At 59.1% G+C, this 18,191-nt stretch carries 17 protein-coding genes; 6 read left to right on the plus strand and 11 right to left on the minus strand.

What is annotated here, in order from left to right:
• Positions 1-328: 328 nt before the first annotated feature.
• The 4 genes from BSG20_RS23580 to BSG20_RS23595 form a co-directional block, all read right to left on the minus strand.
• Positions 329-1,972 (minus strand): ABC transporter ATP-binding protein, encoded by a 1,644-nt coding sequence (locus BSG20_RS23580; RefSeq protein ID WP_072379168.1) that lies wholly within the window; start codon positions 1,970-1,972, stop codon positions 329-331.
• On the minus strand, positions 1,969-2,913 hold the full coding sequence (locus BSG20_RS23585; protein WP_072379170.1) for an ABC transporter permease: 945 nt from the start codon (positions 2,911-2,913) through the stop codon (positions 1,969-1,971). Before BSG20_RS23585 ends, BSG20_RS23580 begins: the two co-directional genes overlap by 4 nt.
• A complete protein-coding gene (locus BSG20_RS23590) occupies positions 2,910-3,833 on the minus strand; it encodes an ABC transporter permease (RefSeq protein ID WP_072379172.1) in 924 nt (307 codons plus the stop codon). Before BSG20_RS23590 ends, BSG20_RS23585 begins: the two co-directional genes overlap by 4 nt.
• A 64-nt stretch (positions 3,834-3,897) precedes the next feature.
• A complete protein-coding gene (locus BSG20_RS23595; protein WP_072379174.1) occupies positions 3,898-5,406 on the minus strand; it encodes an ABC transporter substrate-binding protein in 1,509 nt (502 codons plus the stop codon).
• Positions 5,407-6,089: 683 nt separating this feature from the next.
• On the opposite strand from BSG20_RS23595, the gene BSG20_RS23600 reads away from it, so the two are divergent.
• Both BSG20_RS23600 and BSG20_RS23605 read left to right on the plus strand, forming a co-directional pair.
• Positions 6,090-6,797: a GntR family transcriptional regulator gene (locus BSG20_RS23600; protein WP_083539982.1), complete on the plus strand. Its 708-nt coding sequence runs from the start codon at positions 6,090-6,092 to the stop codon at positions 6,795-6,797.
• A 124-nt stretch (positions 6,798-6,921) separates the two neighbouring features.
• Complete coding sequence (locus BSG20_RS23605) at positions 6,922-7,728, plus strand: MBL fold metallo-hydrolase (protein ID WP_072379231.1); 807 nt, start codon at positions 6,922-6,924, stop codon at positions 7,726-7,728.
• A gap of 185 nt (positions 7,729-7,913) precedes the next feature.
• On the opposite strand, the gene BSG20_RS23610 is transcribed toward BSG20_RS23605, so the two are convergent.
• The 5 genes from BSG20_RS23610 to BSG20_RS23630 all read right to left on the minus strand — a co-directional run bounded on the left by BSG20_RS23610 (position 7,914) and on the right by BSG20_RS23630 (position 11,644).
• Positions 7,914-8,660 carry an SDR family oxidoreductase gene (locus BSG20_RS23610; protein ID WP_072379178.1) on the minus strand — a complete coding sequence of 249 codons (747 nt, stop codon included), beginning with the start codon at positions 8,658-8,660 and terminating at the stop codon, positions 7,914-7,916.
• 186 nt (positions 8,661-8,846) lie between these two features.
• On the minus strand, positions 8,847-9,257 hold the full coding sequence (locus tag BSG20_RS23615; RefSeq protein ID WP_072379180.1) for a cupin domain-containing protein: 411 nt from the start codon (positions 9,255-9,257) through the stop codon (positions 8,847-8,849).
• 240 nt (positions 9,258-9,497) lie between these two features.
• Complete coding sequence (locus tag BSG20_RS23620) at positions 9,498-10,394, minus strand: dihydrodipicolinate synthase family protein (RefSeq protein ID WP_072379182.1); 897 nt, start codon at positions 10,392-10,394, stop codon at positions 9,498-9,500.
• 16 nt (positions 10,395-10,410) lie between these two features.
• The gene (locus tag BSG20_RS23625; protein WP_072379184.1) at positions 10,411-11,043 is read right to left on the minus strand and encodes a LysE family translocator; all 633 of its coding nucleotides are present in this window, start codon (positions 11,041-11,043) and stop codon (positions 10,411-10,413) included.
• 19 nt (positions 11,044-11,062) lie between these two features.
• The gene (locus BSG20_RS23630; protein ID WP_177309875.1) at positions 11,063-11,644 is read right to left on the minus strand and encodes a LysE/ArgO family amino acid transporter; all 582 of its coding nucleotides are present in this window, start codon (positions 11,642-11,644) and stop codon (positions 11,063-11,065) included.
• Between the two features lie 125 nt (positions 11,645-11,769).
• Between BSG20_RS23630 and BSG20_RS23635 the strand changes: the two genes are divergently transcribed.
• The gene (locus BSG20_RS23635; RefSeq protein WP_072379188.1) at positions 11,770-12,666 is read left to right on the plus strand and encodes a LysR family transcriptional regulator ArgP; all 897 of its coding nucleotides are present in this window, start codon (positions 11,770-11,772) and stop codon (positions 12,664-12,666) included.
• Between the two features lie 191 nt (positions 12,667-12,857).
• Here BSG20_RS23635 and BSG20_RS23640 read toward each other — a convergent pair whose 3' ends face one another.
• The gene (locus BSG20_RS23640) at positions 12,858-13,109 is read right to left on the minus strand and encodes a hypothetical protein (RefSeq protein ID WP_072379190.1); all 252 of its coding nucleotides are present in this window, start codon (positions 13,107-13,109) and stop codon (positions 12,858-12,860) included.
• A 350-nt stretch (positions 13,110-13,459) separates the two neighbouring features.
• Here BSG20_RS23640 and BSG20_RS23650 point away from each other — a divergent pair, with 350 nt between their 5' ends.
• Both BSG20_RS23650 and BSG20_RS23655 read left to right on the plus strand, forming a co-directional pair.
• Positions 13,460-13,918, plus strand: a complete 459-nt coding sequence (locus BSG20_RS23650) for a GNAT family N-acetyltransferase (RefSeq protein WP_072379194.1) — start codon at positions 13,460-13,462, stop codon at positions 13,916-13,918.
• A 217-nt stretch (positions 13,919-14,135) separates the two neighbouring features.
• A complete protein-coding gene (locus BSG20_RS23655; RefSeq protein WP_072379196.1) occupies positions 14,136-15,029 on the plus strand; it encodes an alpha/beta fold hydrolase in 894 nt (297 codons plus the stop codon).
• 258 nt (positions 15,030-15,287) lie between these two features.
• Here the strand turns inward: BSG20_RS23655 and BSG20_RS23660 are convergent, their stop codons facing one another.
• Positions 15,288-16,826, minus strand: a complete 1,539-nt coding sequence (locus tag BSG20_RS23660) for a cation:proton antiporter (protein WP_072379233.1) — start codon at positions 16,824-16,826, stop codon at positions 15,288-15,290.
• Between the two features lie 102 nt (positions 16,827-16,928).
• Here BSG20_RS23660 and BSG20_RS23665 point away from each other — a divergent pair, with 102 nt between their 5' ends.
• Positions 16,929-18,152 carry a flavin monoamine oxidase family protein gene (locus BSG20_RS23665; RefSeq protein WP_072379198.1) on the plus strand — a complete coding sequence of 408 codons (1,224 nt, stop codon included), beginning with the start codon at positions 16,929-16,931 and terminating at the stop codon, positions 18,150-18,152.
• The last annotated feature ends 39 nt before the right edge of the window (positions 18,153-18,191 follow it).

Below are 18,191 nucleotides of genomic sequence, written 5' to 3' on the forward strand. Positions count from 1 at the left end.
CCCCTCATATAAGCGAATGCCACCATGGCTGCAGTCGAGCATCGCGTCGGGTCAACGATGAATTTACCACCGCACCGCCGCCTGAATGACCGCGGCGCTACGTTCTACCGGCGGATCGACCTTCCGAGCTAGTCTTTGATAAGTGTCATCGCGAGTTTCTACCCGGCCTTCGCGCCGGGTATTTTTTGCCCGGATTTCGGGGTCTTGATGGATTCTGGGAAAAATGATTGGAGGGAAAATCAACGTTTGTTGACTGTGCCTGGGCAATGTTTGGCTGGACGTGACAGACGGACATGAATAGGGCACGTGCCCCGGCAAGGCTGTCGCCTCATGCCGCGTCGACGGCATTTTGCCACTTCGGTTTCGGTGTCGCGTTGATGAGCTGTCGCGTATAGTCGTGCTGCGGATTGCGGAAGATCTCCTCCGTCATCGCATGCTCGACAATCTCACCGTTCTTCATGACGATGATGCGATCGGCGAAATGGCGCACGATCGGCAGGTCGTGGGTGATGAAGATATAGGCAAGCCCAAGCCGATCGCGCAGGTCGGCGAGAAGATTGATGACCTGCAGCTGGACCGATACGTCGAGCGCCGAGACAGCCTCATCGCAGACAACGAGCTCCGGCTCGCAGGCAAGAGCGCGCGCAATAGCGATGCGCTGCCGCTGGCCCCCTGAGAACTGGTGCGGATAACGCGCCGCATGCTCTGGCTTTAGCCCGACGAGCCCCAGCAGTTCGACCACGCGGTCGCGCCATCGCGCCTTGTCGAGGATATCCTTATGGATCCGCCAGGGTTCCGAAACGATCTCGAACACGGTCATGCGGGGATTCATCGAGCTATAGGGATCCTGGAACACCATCTGCACCTTGCGGCGGAAGGAGAGCAACGCATTGCCATCCATCTTCAGAATGTCGCGGCCATGAAACAGCGCCTCCCCATTCGAGGCATCGTTCAGCCGCAGCAGGACGCGCGCCACCGTCGATTTGCCGGAGCCACTTTCACCGACGATGCCGATCGTCTCGCCGGGCGCGACGTCGAAGCTCAGATTCTTGACGGCGTGAAGCTGCACGGGCGCCGAGAATATGCCTGACGAGAGCGTGTAGAACTTGTCGAGGCTTTTGACTTCGAGAATGGGTTTGCCGACCGGCTTGCCGGCCTGCCGCCGCGGCGCGTCCTGATCGCCATGCGGCAGGGCGTTGATCAACGTCCTGGTATAGCTGTGCTTGGGGTTTTCGAAGACGGCGCGCGCCTCCCCCTCCTCGACGATGCGGCCAGAATTCATGACGATTACCCGGTCCGCCATGCTGGCGGCGACTTCGAGATCGTGGGTGATCATGATGATCGCCAGGCCATCTTCGGCCTGCAGTTTCTTCAGGAGGTCGAGGATCTGTGCCTGCACGCTGACGTCGAGCGCCGTCGTCGGCTCGTCGGCGATCAGGATCTCTGGCCTCAGCGCGATCGCCATGCCGATCATGATGCGCTGGCGCTGCCCCCCGGAAAACTGGTGCGGGTACTGGTCGATCCGCTTTTCCGGTTCGGGAATGCCGACGCGGCGCAGGATGTCGATCGCCCTTTCGCGCGCCTGCGCGCCCGTCGCGACGCCGTGGGCGCTGAAGACCTCGGCGAGCTGCCAGCCGATCGTGTAGACGGGGTTGAGGTATGACAGCGGATCTTGGAAGATCATCGCGATCTTCCTTCCATTGAGATCGCGGCGCGCTTCCTCGCTCATCCCTTCAAGATCGCGACCGCGATACGTGACGGAACCGGCGCAGATATCGCCCGGCGGAGTATCGATGAGCCCCATGATGGCGCTGGCGCTTACCGACTTGCCGGAGCCCGATTCGCCGAGAATGACCAGCGTCTCGCCGGCATCGACGTGGAAGCTGACGCCGTTCGTCGCGCGGAAGGCGCCGCCAAACGACAGGAAGTCGACGGTCAGGTCCTTGACCTCAAGCAGATGCGTGCCGGTCATGTGCGTTTCTCCTGAAGTCTCTTCTTCGAGCGGGCGAGCTCGATTCGCCAGCGCTGCTGCGGATCGGCATATGTTCGCCACCAGCTCGAAAGGATATTGAGCGAAAGCGTGGTTAACAGGATCGCAAGGCCGGGCCAGAAGGCGATCCACCAAGCGGTCGAGAGATAGCCGCGCCCGGTTGCGACCATGGCACCCCAGGTGAACTGCGGTGCCTGGATGCCGAGGCCAAGGAAACTTAACGCGGATTCCGCCAAAACCACCGTCGCGAAGTCGATGGCGCCGATGGTGACGAGCGTCGGTACGACGATCGGCGCGATATGCCGGAAGAGAATGCGGCTGTGGCTGGCACCGAGCGCCATGGCGGCACTGACGAACATGCGCTCGCGCACCTCCAGCACCTCTGCGCGCGTCGTCCTCAGATAGATCGGTACGCGGGTGATGGCGAGAACGATAACGAGGTTGGTGATCGATGGCCCGAGGCTGAAGAGCACGATCAACGCAAGCAGCAGCGACGGGAAGCTCATGACGATATCGGCGCCGCGCAGGATGATCGCGCTGGCGATGCCGCGGGAATAGCCGGCGACCAGCCCGAGCAGGCCGCCAATGACGATTGAGCAGAGGACCGCGCAGAAGGCGATGCCAAGAGTGTTTTGCGCACCGACGACGAGGCGCGCGAGCAGGCTACGACCGAGGGTATCGGCGCCGAGCACATAGGCCCAGCCTTGCGAGAAGCTGAAGGGCGCCATATTGCGAGCGCGGAAATTCGGCTTGTCGATGAGGTCGCCCATCAACCACGGTCCGAGCACGGCGCAGAAGATCACGACGACAAGGAAGATCACCGCGGCAAGCGCCAGGCGGTCGCGTGAAATCAGACGAAGGATGTGGAACCGTCCGATATCGTGCCGCTTCTCGACGGTCGTTGTCATGGCCGACATACTCATCTCGTTTGAAACCTTATGCGAGGATCGAAGCGGGCGTAGATCAGGTCGATCGCGATATTAAGGACGAAGATCGCCACGGCGGTGACCAGCACCGTCGCCTGAATGAGCGCGAAATCGCGACGCACGATCGCGTCAATCATCAGCTTGCCGATACCCGGCCAGCCGAAGATGGATTCGACGACGACGGCGCCGTTGACGAGGCTTGCGGCCAAGTCACCCGCAACAGTGATGACCGGCAGCAGCGAGTTGCGCAGCGCATGCTTGAAGATGATCTGCGAACGCTTGACGCCCTTGGCCCTTGCCGTTTTGACGTAGGCGGAGCTTAGCGCGCTGATCATCGTGCCGCGCACCACCTGCACCAGCAGGCCGAAAGGACGGAGCGTCAGCACGAAGATCGGCATGATCCAATGAAGCGGTGTTCCCGTGCCTGATGTCGGCAGCCAGCCGAGGCCGACGGCGAAGATAAGGATCGCGACGATTGCGATCCAGAAATCGGGAGCGCTGGCGCCAGCCAGTGAGGCGGTGCTGGCCAGCGTATCGAAGAGACTGCTCGGTCGCGCCGCCGCCAGCGAGCCGACGACGATCGCAAGACAGAGGGAAAGGCCGATCGCGATAACCGCCAGCTTCAGCGTCTGGGGAAAGGCTTCGAGCGCCACTTCCACAGCCGGCTGATTGCGGCTCATCGCCTCGCCGAAATCGAGCCTTGTGAGTTCCAGCAGATATCGGCCGAATTGGACGATCAGCGGGTCGTTGAAGCCGTGCGTCTCCGAAAAGGCCTGGCGCTGGGCCTCCGAGGAGTCGAGCGGCAGATAGAGATAGGCCGGATCCCCCGTTAGCCTCGAAAGGAAGAACACGAGGATCAGCAGGCCGATCACTGCAATGAGGCTCTGGGCCGAGCGTCTGAGAATGAAGCCGAACACCGCGTTTCCTTCCTCTGGAATGAAATGATAGGGGCGCGGCGAAACCCGCCACGCCCTGTCGAGGTCAGTTCTTGAAGTGGATTTCCCTAAGCGCGATCTCGCTGTTCGTTTTAAGATCGGGTTTCCAGTCGAGGCGCGGCCCGACACGGACATAACCGATCATATGATACATCGGTACGTCGGCGACGATCTCGTCGTGGACCTTGCCGAATACGCTCTGGAAGAGCTTTTCACGATCATCGCCGGTCGCGGCCATCGCCTTCTTGAGTCTGGCGTCAAGATCCTTGTCGGCGACCGTCGAATACTGGCCGTCGCTCAGATACATGACGGGTGCCGTGAAGCCGGCATCGCCCGTATTGTTGTCATGCTGCTGCTGGAACAGTGTCGGGCCGCGGCCTTGCGGGAACGGCTTGTCGAGGTAACGGACCCAGTCGGCGGCCTCAAGTTGGCGGATCGAGACATTGAGGCCGATCTCTTGCCACATCGAGCGCATCGCTTCGAGGCTTTCCGAGGAGTTCGGGAAGAAGCCGTTTCGGCCAATGAGCACGATCTCCTTGTCGACGGGAGCGCCGGCCGCCTTCGCCTCTTCGACCAGCTTCTTCGCCTCATCGGGATTGTAGGTCCAGGCGTTGATGTCGGGATTGTGGCCGCGCACGCCCGGTACGACCATCTGCGAGGCACGCAGTACGTCCTTGCCGAACAGCGCCTCGCCCATACCATCCCAGTCGATGGCCATGTTGAGTGCCTTGCGGATGCGCACGTCGTCCAGCGGCGGAATCTGCGCATCGATGCGCATGCGCGTCGTTTCGGAATTGAGGTATGCGAAATCGGTCTGCGGATTGGTGGCGTCCTGTACTGCGATCGACGGGGTGAGGTCCGCCTCGGCCGATTCGATCATCGCGGCGCGGATTGCCGACTCGTTGCGCCACACATAGGTGGCGCGCGTCACGTCCGGCTTGGCGCCCCAATAGCCGTCATCGCGTTTCAGCACGATCTCCTCGGTCGATGCGCTTTCAACGACATAGGGACCGGTCCCGACTGGCTTGTTGCTTTCCTTGTCAAAGGGCATGTTCGGCGAGACGATCTGCACCGTGCCAAGCAATGTCGGCATGATTGGAACCGGGCTGTCGGAGACGATCTCGACGGTCTGCGCATCGACGGCCTTGGGCGTCAGCTTGACGTCGCCGAACTTCGAGCGGCTGTCGCACGTGAGTTTCGGATTCATGAGACGGTTGATGGACTTGACGACGGCGTCGGCATTGAATTCGGCACCGTCCTGGAACTTGACGCCGCTCTTCAGGTGGACACGCCACGTCAGATCGTTGACCTGTTCCCACTTCTCGGCGAGCCAGGGTGCGACCGTTCCCTTTTCAGGCTCGATGACGATCAGCGTCTCCGTGATGTTAGAATTGATGATGCGACCGATGTCTGAGCGAATCGAACGGCAGGGATCGAGGTTTGCCGGCTGCTCCGGCAGCACGATCTTGACCTCGCCCTCAACTGCATACGCCACACCGGAAAGCAGAACTGCGCAAAGCAGCGTTGCTGCGCCGGTGGAATAACGAATGGTCATTGTCTCTCCTCTTCAACAAAAAACCAAAATTCCTTTGTGCGACAGACCGCTGATTTGCGGTCCGCAACGATCCCCCATCGCGCTCTACGCACTAGAGCACTAATGTATTAGTCGACGACTGCAGGACTGTCAACTTAGCGATGCTCGGCAACGACAACGTTTTGGCGCGGCAGCGTGCACCTTCTCGAACTCCAGGAACGGGCAGTCGAGTTCCTCTCCCTTTGGCTGCGGGTCCAGGCTTGTTAAGGGCAGATTGCGATGCCGCAGCAGGCCGATGTAGACGACCCCGACATATTGCTCGTAAGTTGCCGCTTACCGATCTGATCGCGGCATTTCACCCTTGCCCCTTGCAACCCAAGTCCCTTCCGACGGCAGCAAGAACCGACGTTAAGATAGGCATCGGTTGCCGCGTCCGGCCGCGCCATTGCGTATTTTGACGAAGTGCACTGGCTTTTCCGCAACAAGCCGTTGGACCTCATCAGGATGTGGGGTTGTCTCTTCAGGGATCTAGTCGGCATGGCTCGACGGCCGTGTTTCTGCTACAGGTTCCGCGGGGAGAAACTGCTCCGGCACCAGCTTTTCCTTGTTCTGCGATGCTCTCGATATGGACATGCAGCGTATGGCGACCTAAACTAACACATTAATGCATTAACGCGAGATCGATGAAAACAAAGGATCGTTCTTTGACCTTGGATTTGCCGACGGCCAAGCATCGCAGCGGGCTTGATCGCACGAGGCAGATTGCGCCGCAGATCGTTGAATATCTCCGTGAGCGCATTCTGGCCCTGGAACTCGCTCCCGGCACGGCCCTGTCGCGCGTCGAACTGCAAAAGCAGTTCGGTCTCAGCCAGACGCCGGTGCGCGACGCTCTGATGCGACTGGAGGAGGAAGGCCTCGTCACGGTCTATCCGCAATATGCGACGCTGGTCTCCAAGATCGATATCAATCTTGCCCGCCAGACGCATTTCATGCGGCGCGCCGTCGAGCAGGAGGCTGTCTTCAGTCTCGCCGAGCGCGCAACCGCGCCCCATATCGCCGATCGCCTGCGTTCGGCCAATGCCAAGCTGAAGGCGCTGGTCGCATCCAACGAATATGCGGATTTCCTAGTCCTCGACCGAGCTTTCCATTTCATCATTTATGAAGAAGCCGGGCTTGAGCATATCTGGCCGATCATCCGCCGCCACAGCGGCCATATCGATCGGCTTCGGCGGCTCAATCTTCTCAATGTCGGCACCCAACGGGTCGTCGATGCGCATGACGCAATCATCGAAGGCATAGCCGCCAGCGACCCCGTCGGCGCAGAAAAAGCGATGAAGATCCATCTGTCAGGCACGCTTTCGATGATCAATGACATTGCCGAGCGCTACCCGGACTATATCGACATGGGCTGAGGCGGCCTCCTGCCACCACTACCCTTCCGTAATCGTTAGACGAGTGAATTTCGCCACCGACAGTATCTTCATCCCTCCATCTCTCTGACGACATCACCGAAATTGGGTTCTCAGGAATATGAAGATGATCTGCTTTATATGTACCGCTTGCGGCAGCCAGTTTGGCGAGCGTCAAGAACCACCGCAAACCTGTCCGATCTGCGAAGACGAGCGACAGTTCGTGCCTGAGACAGGCCAGCAATGGACAGATATGAGGTCCATCGGTCGAACACATGAAATTATCTGGAAGAACGAAGCCGAGGGCATACACAGCCTCGAAATCTCACCGTCGTTTGCAATCGGCCAGCGCGCCTTTTTCATCAATGGACCAGCAGGCAACATTCTCTGGGATTGCCTGAGCCTTGTTAATGAGCAAAGCGTGGCACGGATTAAGGCAGCAGGCGGACTGGCGGCGATTGTTATTTCGCATCCTCATTTCTACGCCTCGATGGTCGAGTGGAGCACGGTCTTTGACGGCGTGCCGATCTACGTCCACGCCGATGACGGCGAGTGGGTGCAGAGATCCGATCCAGCGCTGCATTCCTGGAAGGGTGACACGATGCCGCTTGGTCAGGCGAGCATCGTCCGATGCGGTGGTCATTTTGCTGGTAGCTCGGTGCTTCACTGTCCTTGGCTCGAGGGCGGGCGGGGCGCTCTTTTTGTGGGCGACACAATGCAGATCACCCTCGACCGCAAATACGTAAGCTTCATGCGCAGCTATCCAAATCTTATTCCGCTCAACGCCAGAACGGTGGAGGGAATTGTAGAAGCAGTCCGGCCCTATCCGTTTGAGGCAATCTACGGCGCCTTCGCAGGCCGAACGATTAAAAAGGATGGCATGCGTGCCGTTGTACAGTCGATGGGCAGGTACATGCGGGCGATTGAAAGCTGAGAAGCTTTTCAGACGTGCCTAAAAGGGATACGGCGTGCCCACTGCCCGATGAGTCTGAATGCAGACCTGAGCCAGGCCCACCCTCAATCCCTCACCTTCGCTGTGGTAGCCCCTGAAACCGCCTGGACCTTGCCTGACGAGAGTGCCCCCGTGGCGTCCCAGACGGAGGCTGATCAGGCAAACGGCTAGCCCCGCTTTGCGAACCACGTGTCGAAGTCCAATTGGCCCAATTTGGCGGGCCCGAGCGGCACCAATGATTCGTCATCAACGACCCCACCGAAATACTTGGCTGTCGGATCGGCAACCACTTTACGAGCATCTCCGACCGCGGCGAGATAGTGGGACAAGATATCACTCATCGGTTTCTTCTGCGGCCCGGCAATGTCAAAGGAACCCTTCAAAGGGCGGGCACTCGCTGCTTCGGCAACGAAATTCGCGACGTCATCCGCCGCTATGGGTTGGAACGCGCCGGGCGACACGCGAATAGTGCCATCGACAACCGAAGAGTCGGCAATGCCGCCAAGGAACTCCAGGAACTGCGTTGAACGAACGATCGTGTATGGAATGCCTCCGTTTTTGATAAGGCCCTCCTGAACAAGCTTCGCCCGAAAATACCCGTTGTCGGGCGAACGCTCTATACCAACGATTGAAAGCGCCACGTGATGGCGAACGCCTGCGTCCCGTTCGGCTTCGAGCAGATTCGTTGTCGAGCGTTCGAAAAACGCAAGAACTGCGTTGGTTTCAAATGAAGGGGAATTCGACACGTCAACGACGACCTCAGCTCCCGCAAGCGCTTCGGCGAGCCCCTCGCCTGTGACGGAATTGATGCCCGTGGAGGGCGAGGCCTGCAGGACGTCGTGTCCTTGGCTTCTCAACCGCTCCGCGACCTTGGTCCCGATCAGGCCGGAGCCACCAATGATAACAATCCTCATGAGTCCTACTCCTCTCCTTTTGAGGTCTTTCAAAGCGGCAGCATTCGTCGCGTCGATAACATCCCGGCAGTTGCTGCGGCACCGCGCCGGTCGAACTATCCTTGCGCGCATCGCACACCTAGCGCAGACGATCGCAAAAGATGCAGCTGCGAATTGGCTTTCGAAGCGTCGAGCCGAGGGCCTCGATCATTTATCGGGGATCGTCAGTGTCGTTTCGTCTGTATCCACCACGAAGACTGCGAGGATTTTCGCTGGTGCAGTCTCGCTGGCATTGGCACTCACGCGGTGATGATCGCCAGGCACCTCAATCCAGTTGTCACCGGTATTGTAGACTTTGATCGGGCCATCGTTGATCTGGCTTTTGATACGCCCTTCGATCACAGTTGCATAGATGAAGGCGCTCTTCGCATGCGTATGCGAAGGGTTGGATCCGCCGGGGCCGTATTCAACCAAAACACCGCGCATGCTCTTTCCAGGCACGTTCGGCAGCTTGTGGTCGAAGACGGTGGTGACCTTGGCGTTGTGCGGCTTGTCCGCGGCGACCGCAGGTAGCGCGATCAACCCGGCGCATATGCAAGCAATAGCGAACCTGCGCATGAGACTTCCTCCTGCGTAATTGGGCCATGCAAGTTTTTTAGAACCGTGGTCGGCTCGAAACCAAATATACGAAGGTCTCCTCCTCCGCGTGGCTCGGCAAAATTAGCAGAGACGGCTCACCGAGTCCAAGGACTGCACGCCTCCAACATCCCGATGACGCGCGTATCCCGCGAGCGTCTTCGGGGCCTCCGGGAATGCGCGGTAGTCGCCTCGAGGCGCATCTTCCTCTGGCAGGCAGGCTTAGGACCGCACGGAGAGATGGTCGAGGGCCCGTTGCACCCTGGACACAGCAGCTTCTGGCAATGGCATAGTCGGACGCGGTGGATCATATCTGCAGAGGTCCAAGGCAGCCGCAATAGCGTACATGACCCGAAAGCTGCCGAACTCCTTGAAGAGGCTGAACAAGGGCTGGAATAATCGGTCAAGCCGTTCCACTTCGGCGATGTCGCCAGCGTGAGCGGCTCGCGTTAGGGCAAGCGCCTCTGCGGGCAGAAGACCTCCAACGACGCTATACCAGGCGTCAGCACCTGCAAGGATTGCCGATCCCGCGCCCCAGTCACCGCTATAGCCGATAGCGAAGTTCGCGGGCGTCTCGCCACGCACAGCTGTCAGCTCGGCTCCGAAATCGCCGTCAGCCGGCAGCGGCATCTTCACGGCCTGGATATTCGCCACCTTTGCTAGGCGCGCGATCAGTGGTCTGCTGAATGTGAACTTCGTCGTGCTGGGGTTATTATAGATGCATAACGGCAGTTCTCCGGCATCCGCGACGGCGGCAAAATGCTCGTAGACCTCGTCTTCGAATAGTGGCGTGTACGACATCGGCGCAAGGAGCAGACCATCGGCGCCTGCCATCCTGGCGTCGCGCGCCAAGGCTTGAGCCTCGTCAGTCCGAAGGGCTCCAACTCCCACGATGACCGGTATCTTTCCACCGACCGTGGACATTGCTGTACTCACCGCGCGTTGCCGTTCTGTCTGCGACAAAAACGCGTAGCCTCCTGTGCTACCCAACAGCCCGATGGCGTCTGCGCCGGCCATCTGGATTCGGTTCAGCAGACGCGCAAGTGCGGCCGTGTCTACCGATCCGGAAGCGTCAGCGGGGGTAATGGGAAAAGCTGATAGACCGTGGAAGAGCGGCACGAGGAAAATCCTATGTTCAGGTGCGGGATAACAAGAGCTTCAGCCCTGCAAAGCCAAAGAATAGGGTCAGCGTTCCTTCGATCCAGCGTCGGGCACGGCGATACAATCCAACCATCGGAGCCGTTGAGAAGACGAGTGCGTAACCGCAAAAGATGGTCACGCTAAGCACTGCGCAGCCTGCGAGGATCGTAACAACGGTATGGGGAGAAGCTTCCGAGCCAAGACCGAGTGTCATCAGAGCAATCCAAGCAAGTATCGCCTTAGGATTGGTGAGGTGCATCAGCAGACCGTGTTTATAGAGGGTTGCGACGGACGCAGGTTGGTTCCCTGTCTGCTGAGAAACTCGGTGCTCGGGCGTGAGCGCGGCTCTGCCAGCCTTGAGGGCAAGATAGAGGAGATAGAGACCTCCAAGTATCTTGAGCACAATCAGCGCCTGCGCGTATCTGCTCAGAACTGCCGAAACGCCGGTTGCAGCCATGATCCCCCAGAAGATCGACCCGCTGACAACTCCCGCTGCGAGAACGAGCGCCGCACGCCTGCCCTGGTTCATGGCGACGCCCATGATCCGCATGTTGCTCGGGCCTGGACTACCCGCGGCGATCACGTAGGCTGTAAAAACGATGAGAAGCTGATGGAAGTCTGCTGACAATCTGTCGACCTTTCGATTTTTAGAAGCCGCCCAGAAGGTTGAACGCGATCAGCCACATGACGAATGCGATAACCATTTCCAATATGCGCCAGGACGAGGGTCGGGAAAAGATCGGCCGCAGTTGTGTTGCGCCATAACCCAGCAAAAAGAAAAAGAGGAATGACCCCGTGGTGGCACCTGCTGCAAAGGACATCTGATAACCGGCAAATCGCGTCGAGATCGTGCCAAGCAGGACGACGGTGTCGAGATAGACGTGCGGATTGAGCCAGGTGAGAGCCAGACATGTGGCCAAAGTCTTCTTGAAGCTTGAAGGACTTCCTGCTCCAACGGTCAACGTTCCCGAAGACAAGAATGCGGACCAAAGACTCTTGGCTCCATACCAGACGAGGAAGGCTGCTCCGCCATACCGCATGACAGGATTGAGCCAAGGCAATAGCTCCACGATTTGTTTAAGGCTGGTCACCCCAAGCACGATGAGTACGGCGTCTGACAGGGCGCAGGCGAGGCAAACGGCAAATACATACTCACCTCGAAGACCTTGGCGAAGGACAAACGCATTCTGCGCGCCGATGGCGACGATGAGGCTGAGGCCCATCATCATGCCAGTGAAGTAGACCGAGATATCCAATTTCTGATGACCGCCTTGCACAAACTCCGGACTCGGTATGCGCAGGGAGAAATTTAGGCTACTTAAATCTGCTAAAGCGAATTAAGTGGTCCTAAGTTATGCTCGACTATTCTGCTCTCCGCGTCGTCCTGGCCGTCGTCCAATCGGGAAGCTTCGAAAAAGCGGCTGCCCTTCTCAACGTCACGCCGTCAGCCGTTTCGCAGCGGGTTAAACAGCTGGAGGAGCGTCTGGGCGTGGCCCTGATCGTCCGCGGCAATCCGTGCATGGCAACCGAGAAGGGCGAATGGCTTTGTCGGCATATGGACAATGTGGGCATGCTCGAAACCGAACTGTTTGAGCATCTGCCGTCGCTGGTCGATCCTGCTGATCCCGAGCACAGAGTAACGCTCCAGATTGCTACCAACGCCGATAGCCTCGGAACATGGTTCCTGGAGGCCATCTCGAACTACTCGAAATCCTCCAGCTACTTGGTCAGTATTTCAGTTGATGACCAAGACTATACTGCGGAATGGCTGCAGCGCGGCCGGGTCGTTGCCGCCGTGACGAGTGCGGAAAAGCCGATCTCGGGGTGCAGACGCTTTTTTCTTGGCTCTCTTCGATACCATGCAACGGCGAGCCCAGAATTCGTATCTCGCTATTTTCCTGAAGGGGTAACTCCCAAGGCTATCGCCAACGCCCCGGCGCTTACCTTCAATCAGAAGGACAAGCTTCAAAGTGACTGGTTACGCCGCACGCTGGGGCACTCAGTGAATTTCCCGAGCCATTGGCTTCCGTCGACCAACAGCTTCATCGAAGCCAGTCTCTCTGGCATGGGTTGGGGCATGAACCCAATCGAGCTGACGCGTGGGCATCTTCTCGCCGGACGTCTGGTGGAGCTGATACCGGAAACGCCTCTCGACACTCCATTGTACTGGCAAATCAACCGTCTTGCCGCTGACCGCCTGGCTGATCTCACCCTCGAAGTCAGCAAAGTTGCAAAGCGCCACCTGATCTAAGGCAAGACGCCCTTACGCCAAGCGCGATCGTCCGCGGATTCATCCGGCGACCTCCCCATCGGTGCATGTACCGAACGAACCCTATATGGGAAATCACCAAGCATCGGAGCCCAAGTGCTATCGCACTCTCATGCTGCCGCGCAAAATTGACTGCGGCCTTGTGCCTCGCCACCATTCGTGGCAGTCCACCGTTAGTGCCGGCTGTAAAGGCTCGGGCGGACGTCCTCGTCAGCGCGATCGGGGAAAAGGGACCTCCGCGTTCGCTCTAGTGCCTCCGCCTCCTGGCGATGCCGCTGAAGAAGAGCAGCAGTCACATCCTGATACGGTCCGCTATCGGACTGGGCGATGCGGACAACTCCACCGCCAGAAAGGAAATCGCAGAATGACTTAACCGAGCGAAGTCGTGTTGTGATCTCGACATAGCGATTTTCGTCAGCGTTCATCAGCCCCCGCCTCCTCCCCAAGGAAGATCGGTTCCGACTTCGGCAATATCATGACCACCACGGCAATCCAAATAGGAAGCAAAGCACCCGCGATCGATTGAGAACGCTGTCTTTCGATGCCGTCAGGTTTGCGCTCGATGGAGTTCCCGGTCAGGACGCGGCCGAATAGCGCTATGGATCGGCACTGACCTTTGGCTTGCCGGCGGCCATTTTGGTCGACGAAGTCGACACCCAACTGGAGCCTGGGACGCCTTCGGGGCGACGTATCTGACGTCGCGGCGCGTCGCCGACGGGCCTGTGGCGACGCGATCGCCAATGCATCCTTTTGAAATCTCAAGCGTTGTAGGGGTATGCAGTACCGGAAAGCCACGCCTGAGGACGACGATGTCCTGGTTCGACATTATCTCGCGATTTGGGAGAGCTATGGGACACCTGCCGACCATTTTCGAGCGGATGCCGAAGCCGTCATACGCCAGTTCCTCGAGGAAGGGCGTCGGGATCGTGCACTGGCGAGCTTCATCGCTTTTGACGGCGAAATCGCTGCGGGATCGGCCTCATGTCAGCTTCACCAGATACCCTATCCCGCGGCGTTGAAATCGGAACACTTGCTCCAGGGATACGTCTGGAGCCTCTTCATCGACCCAGCCTATCGGCGACAGGGCGTTTCGAAGAAACTGATGTTCATGATATTGGACCATTTGCGGGACATAGGTTGCACAGGGATAGTGCTCCACTCTTCGGAGGCAGGCGAGGCGCTCTATCGTTCTCTCGGTTTCGAGATTGCTCGCGAGATGCGGCTGAAATTTTAACTGCAGGTCCGAGTGCTTGCCGGGAACCGCTGCGAGCTTGAGTTCTGAAGCTGACAGCGCACCGGGCCCATTCAGTTCGCAGAATAAAGTTTCGAATATCTCAGCCCTTGAACGTTGCGTTGCGGACTCACCCAGCTAGATTTCATAACGATCACGCACGGTCCATCGCTTTTAAACCTGCTAGCTTCAGCCCGAACATTGGCCAAGGTAAATATTCATGGAACAGGTACGAGGTCACCCCGACATTCTACCGGGTTTCAGATGGTATGACATTCCACTCCAGGACTGCTCGATCAGAACGGCGATCGGGGGAAATGGGCCGCCGCTGCTCCTTTTACACGGTCACCCGCAGACGCATCTGACATGGCATAAAGTGGCACCCGTCCTTGCCGAAAAATTCACCGTCATCGCCGCTGATCTGCGCGGCTACGGCGATAGTTCGAAACCCGACGGAGGGCCCGGCCACATCAATTATTCCAAGCGAGCGATGGCCTTGGACCAGATACAAGTCATGAAAGCGTTGGGGTTTGGACAATTCTCAATTATTGCGCACGACCGCGGCGCGCGTGTCGCCCATCGAATGGCGCTTGATCACCCAGACGCGGTCGATAGACTTGTCCTTCTAGACATCGCTCCGACGGCAACCATGTACGCACGAACCGACATGGAATTTGCACGCCGGTATTTCTGGTGGTTCTTTCTCATTCAGCCATACCCCCTGCCCGAGCGCCTTATCGCGGGTGATCCGGACTTCTTTCTCGATCAGCATATCGAAAGACAGATAAACAACCCCGGCGCGGTCGATCCGCTTGTCCTTCAGGAATATCGACGCTGTTTTGCCAACCCAGCCACGCGTCATGCAATCTGCGAGGACTATCGCGCGGCGGCGAGCATCGATCTCGTTCATGATGCGATTGACAAAGACAAGCGCATCCAGGTGCCACTCTTGATATTGTGGGGCGCAAAGGGAACCGTCGGTGCGCTTTACGACGTGCTGCAAACCTGGGCCGACAAAGCCATGGACGTGCGCGGCCATGCCATTGATTGCGGGCATAGTCCGCAAGAGGAAGCACCGGACGAACTGCTGAATGCTTTGAAACGTTTTTTGTGACATCCAATCGCAATGGGCCAATGCCGTAGCCGAAGAGTGCGATGCTGGCGGCTCAGCAGATGCTGGTGTTCGGCCCGAATGCATTCAGCACTTTTGCTGCGGATAGCTCGTCTACACTGTTTGCGCCGGGCCGCAATGCTCCCGGCTCACTCCCATTGATCTATTCATTCAGGCCGCTCATGTCGGTCATGCCTAAGACGGAAATTTTCCAACCTCGCATGAACACTCCGTCGAATGACCCTTCCTGTCGCGCTGATTCTAGGTTTCGGTGATACGCCGATCTTCATCAGACCCGGCCGCAAGTTGTTTCCAGTCCAAATCCTCCTGCAGTTCGAGATATTGGCCAGGGCCGACCCGGTCGGCATCGCGCAGCTCTTCAAGGCGTTGGCGTTGCGCCAGCACCGCGGCCAATGACAGGCCGCCGCGGCGATCGAGTGGCAAAGTCTGGATCTGATCACCGCTCTCACAAAGCTGCTGATAAGCCAGCCGTATGGCTTCTGCCTCCACACCCTCCTCCTTATCCAGTCGCTTGAGCGCGGCCTCGGCCAGCGATCTTCGCGCCGCTTCAAGCTCCTGACGCGCCTCGCCCCGTCTCTCAAGTTTGAAGAATCCGATCATGGGCGCCAGTGTGGCACCCTGGATAACCAATGTCGCAAGCACGACCGCAAAAGCCGTCAAGACAACGAGATCTCGTTCGGGAAAGTTCGCAGGCAACGCGAACGCCGTGGCAAGCGTGACGAGCCCGCGCATGCCTGCCCATCCTACAAGCAAGGTTTCGCCCGGCGCGAAGGGTGCAAGATCATGGCCGCGCCGATGGCGATAAACCACAATAGTGTGGAACAGAAACGCCATCGCCACGCGTGTTGCGATGACGCCGGCAACGACGATCGCGGCAAATCCAATCGCCCGCTCCAACTCGGCGGTGGACATCGCTTCGACGATACGACGAGCCTGCAATCCCATCAGCAGGAACGCCACCACGTTCAGCAAGAAGACGACTGTCGTCCAGACCGCGAACGAATGCACCCGCATGCGTGGGGAATCCTCGACCGAGGCAAGCGTGGCGATCGTCATCGCGCTCGCCACCGTCGCCAGAACGGCCGATAGATGCAGACGCTCCGCGATCAGCCATGTCGCAAACGCGTAGACGAACTGAAACAGTGTGCCGCCGACGGTGTTTTCGGTGACCGGCCGCAGCCGCGAGACGAGAAACCCGAAGGCGATGCCGAACAGAATCCCGCCGGGCGCAGCAGACACCAGTTGCAGCACGGTCCCTGCATCGACCCCGCCGCGTGCCTGGACGGTCAGCGCGGCACTGAAGAGTAGCAGTGCGGTTGCGTCGTTAAACAGGCTTTCGCCCTTAAGCAGGGCATCCACGCGACGGGAGACCGGCAAATTCGACAGGACCGCAGTGGCCGCGGCAGCATCGGGCGGCGCAACGATTGCGCCCAACGTAATCGCCACCGCGATGGGTAGCCCGACAGTCAGCGCACTGATCGAGACGACGACACCCGTCGTGACCAATACAGCCAGCACGGCGTAGAAGAACAGTGGCAGCAGCATGCGTCGCGCCGCACCTACCGGGAAATCGTAGGCCGAGTCGATCAGGACGGGCGCGATGAACAACGCAAGTGCGGTCGGCGGATCGATCGGGATGCTTGGCGCGCCCGGCAACATCGCCACGGCAACGCCTGCGGCGGCAAGGATGCCGGGATATGGCAGTTGCATGCGTCGCGTTACCTGCAAAAGCAAGATGGCGACTGCAAGCAACGCAACGAGGGTCTCAAAGAAAGTCATCATCTCATAGTAGCAGCCTTTCGTCAGCGTTGAAGCCGTAACGGTTCCCCTATAAAACCTATGCCGCGATAGCGGTGGAGCCCTCACGACGGAGCGGCGACTGTGGATTACGAGGTTGCGATTGTCGGCGCTGGCGCCGCTGGGATTGCTGCGGCACGCGCACTGGCGGCGGCCGGCCGCTCGGTGATTATGCTGGAAGCCAGCGGCCGCGTCGGAGGCCGCGCCTGGGCGATCGAACTGGGTGGAATCCCGCTGGATATGGGTTGTGGCTGGCTGCATTCGGCCGAGCGCAATCCGCTCATTGCCCTCGGTCGTGCAGCTGGGTTCACGATCGTACGCGGACCCACAGCATGGCAAAAGCAATGGCATGATCTCGGCTTCACGCCGGAAGATCAGGCGGCCGCAGCGACTGCATGGAATGCGCTTGAAAGTCGCATGCGAAGCGATCCGCCGATAAGCGACCGTGCAGCTGACGCGCTCGAGCCAGACGGCAAATGGAATACTTACTGCCAGTCGCTGAGCGGATACATGAACGGCGCCCCCCTCGAGCGCCTCTCGATCGCCGACTTCCTGGCTTATGACGATGCGGCGACCGACAGCAACTGGCGGGTGCGCGAAGGCTATGGCCATCTAATCGCGGCGAGCGTTCCGGACGTGACGCTGCGGCTGTCGTCTCCTGTGCGCCGCATCGCGCTGACTGATCGAGGCGTCCGGCTGGATACCGACCGCGGCCCGATCGCCGCTCGCACGGCTGTGGTCACCGTATCGACCGCTGTGCTAGCAAGCGGCGCGATAACGTTCGACGTGGATGCCGACGATCACCTGCATGCCGCAAGCAACTTACCGCTTGGCCTCGCTGACAAGCTATTCTTCGAACTATATGGTAACCACGGGCTTGAGCCCGAAACGCACCTCCTCGGAAATCCCCGCAACAGCGATACCGGCAGTTATTATATTCGACCGCTCGGCCGACCCGTGATTGAGGCGTTCTTCGGAGGAACTGGCGCGGTCACCATTGCGCGCACCGGGCTTTTGGATGCGTTCGTCTTTGCCATGGATGAATTGTCATCCCTATTGGGTAGCGACATCTGCCGCCATCTGCGACCGCTGACGGCCTCGTCGTGGTGCCACACCGACTGGATACGTGGTTCCTACAGCCATGCGCTGCCAGGACACGCCGGCGCCCGCAAGATCCTGGCCCGACCCATCGACGATAGATTGTTCTTCGCGGGGGAGGCAACGCACCCTTCGGACTTCTCAACCGCGCACGGCGCCTGGCAAAGCGGGGTACGTGCCGCCGAACAGGTGGTAGAGCCGTTAGCTTGAAATCCGATTTGCCCGGCAGCCGGTCGTGGCCCGGCAAGC

This window comes from Rhizobium tibeticum (assembly GCF_900110205.1).
Taxonomy (GTDB): Bacteria; Pseudomonadota; Alphaproteobacteria; order Rhizobiales; family Rhizobiaceae; genus Rhizobium; species Rhizobium tibeticum.

Excerpts from the sequence above, each read along its gene's own strand:
- BSG20_RS23580 (WP_072379168.1), bottom strand. The coding sequence starts at position 1,972 with ATGACCGGCACGCATCTGCTTGAGGTCAAGGACCTGACCGTCGACTTC.
- BSG20_RS23585 (WP_072379170.1), bottom strand. The coding sequence starts at position 2,913 with ATGAGTATGTCGGCCATGACAACGACCGTCGAGAAGCGGCACGATATC.
- BSG20_RS23595 (WP_072379174.1), bottom strand. The coding sequence starts at position 5,406 with ATGACCATTCGTTATTCCACCGGCGCAGCAACGCTGCTTTGCGCAGTT.
- BSG20_RS23605 (WP_072379231.1), top strand. The coding sequence starts at position 6,922 with ATGATCTGCTTTATATGTACCGCTTGCGGCAGCCAGTTTGGCGAGCGT.
- BSG20_RS23610 (WP_072379178.1), bottom strand. The coding sequence starts at position 8,660 with ATGAGGATTGTTATCATTGGTGGCTCCGGCCTGATCGGGACCAAGGTC.
- BSG20_RS23615 (WP_072379180.1), bottom strand. The coding sequence starts at position 9,257 with ATGCGCAGGTTCGCTATTGCTTGCATATGCGCCGGGTTGATCGCGCTA.
- BSG20_RS23630 (WP_177309875.1), bottom strand. The coding sequence starts at position 11,644 with ATGATGATGGGCCTCAGCCTCATCGTCGCCATCGGCGCGCAGAATGCG.
- BSG20_RS23635 (WP_072379188.1), top strand. The coding sequence starts at position 11,770 with ATGCTCGACTATTCTGCTCTCCGCGTCGTCCTGGCCGTCGTCCAATCG.
- BSG20_RS23640 (WP_072379190.1), bottom strand. The coding sequence starts at position 13,109 with ATGAACGCTGACGAAAATCGCTATGTCGAGATCACAACACGACTTCGC.
- BSG20_RS23650 (WP_072379194.1), top strand. The coding sequence starts at position 13,460 with ATGCAGTACCGGAAAGCCACGCCTGAGGACGACGATGTCCTGGTTCGA.
- BSG20_RS23655 (WP_072379196.1), top strand. The coding sequence starts at position 14,136 with ATGGAACAGGTACGAGGTCACCCCGACATTCTACCGGGTTTCAGATGG.
- BSG20_RS23660 (WP_072379233.1), bottom strand. The coding sequence starts at position 16,826 with ATGACTTTCTTTGAGACCCTCGTTGCGTTGCTTGCAGTCGCCATCTTG.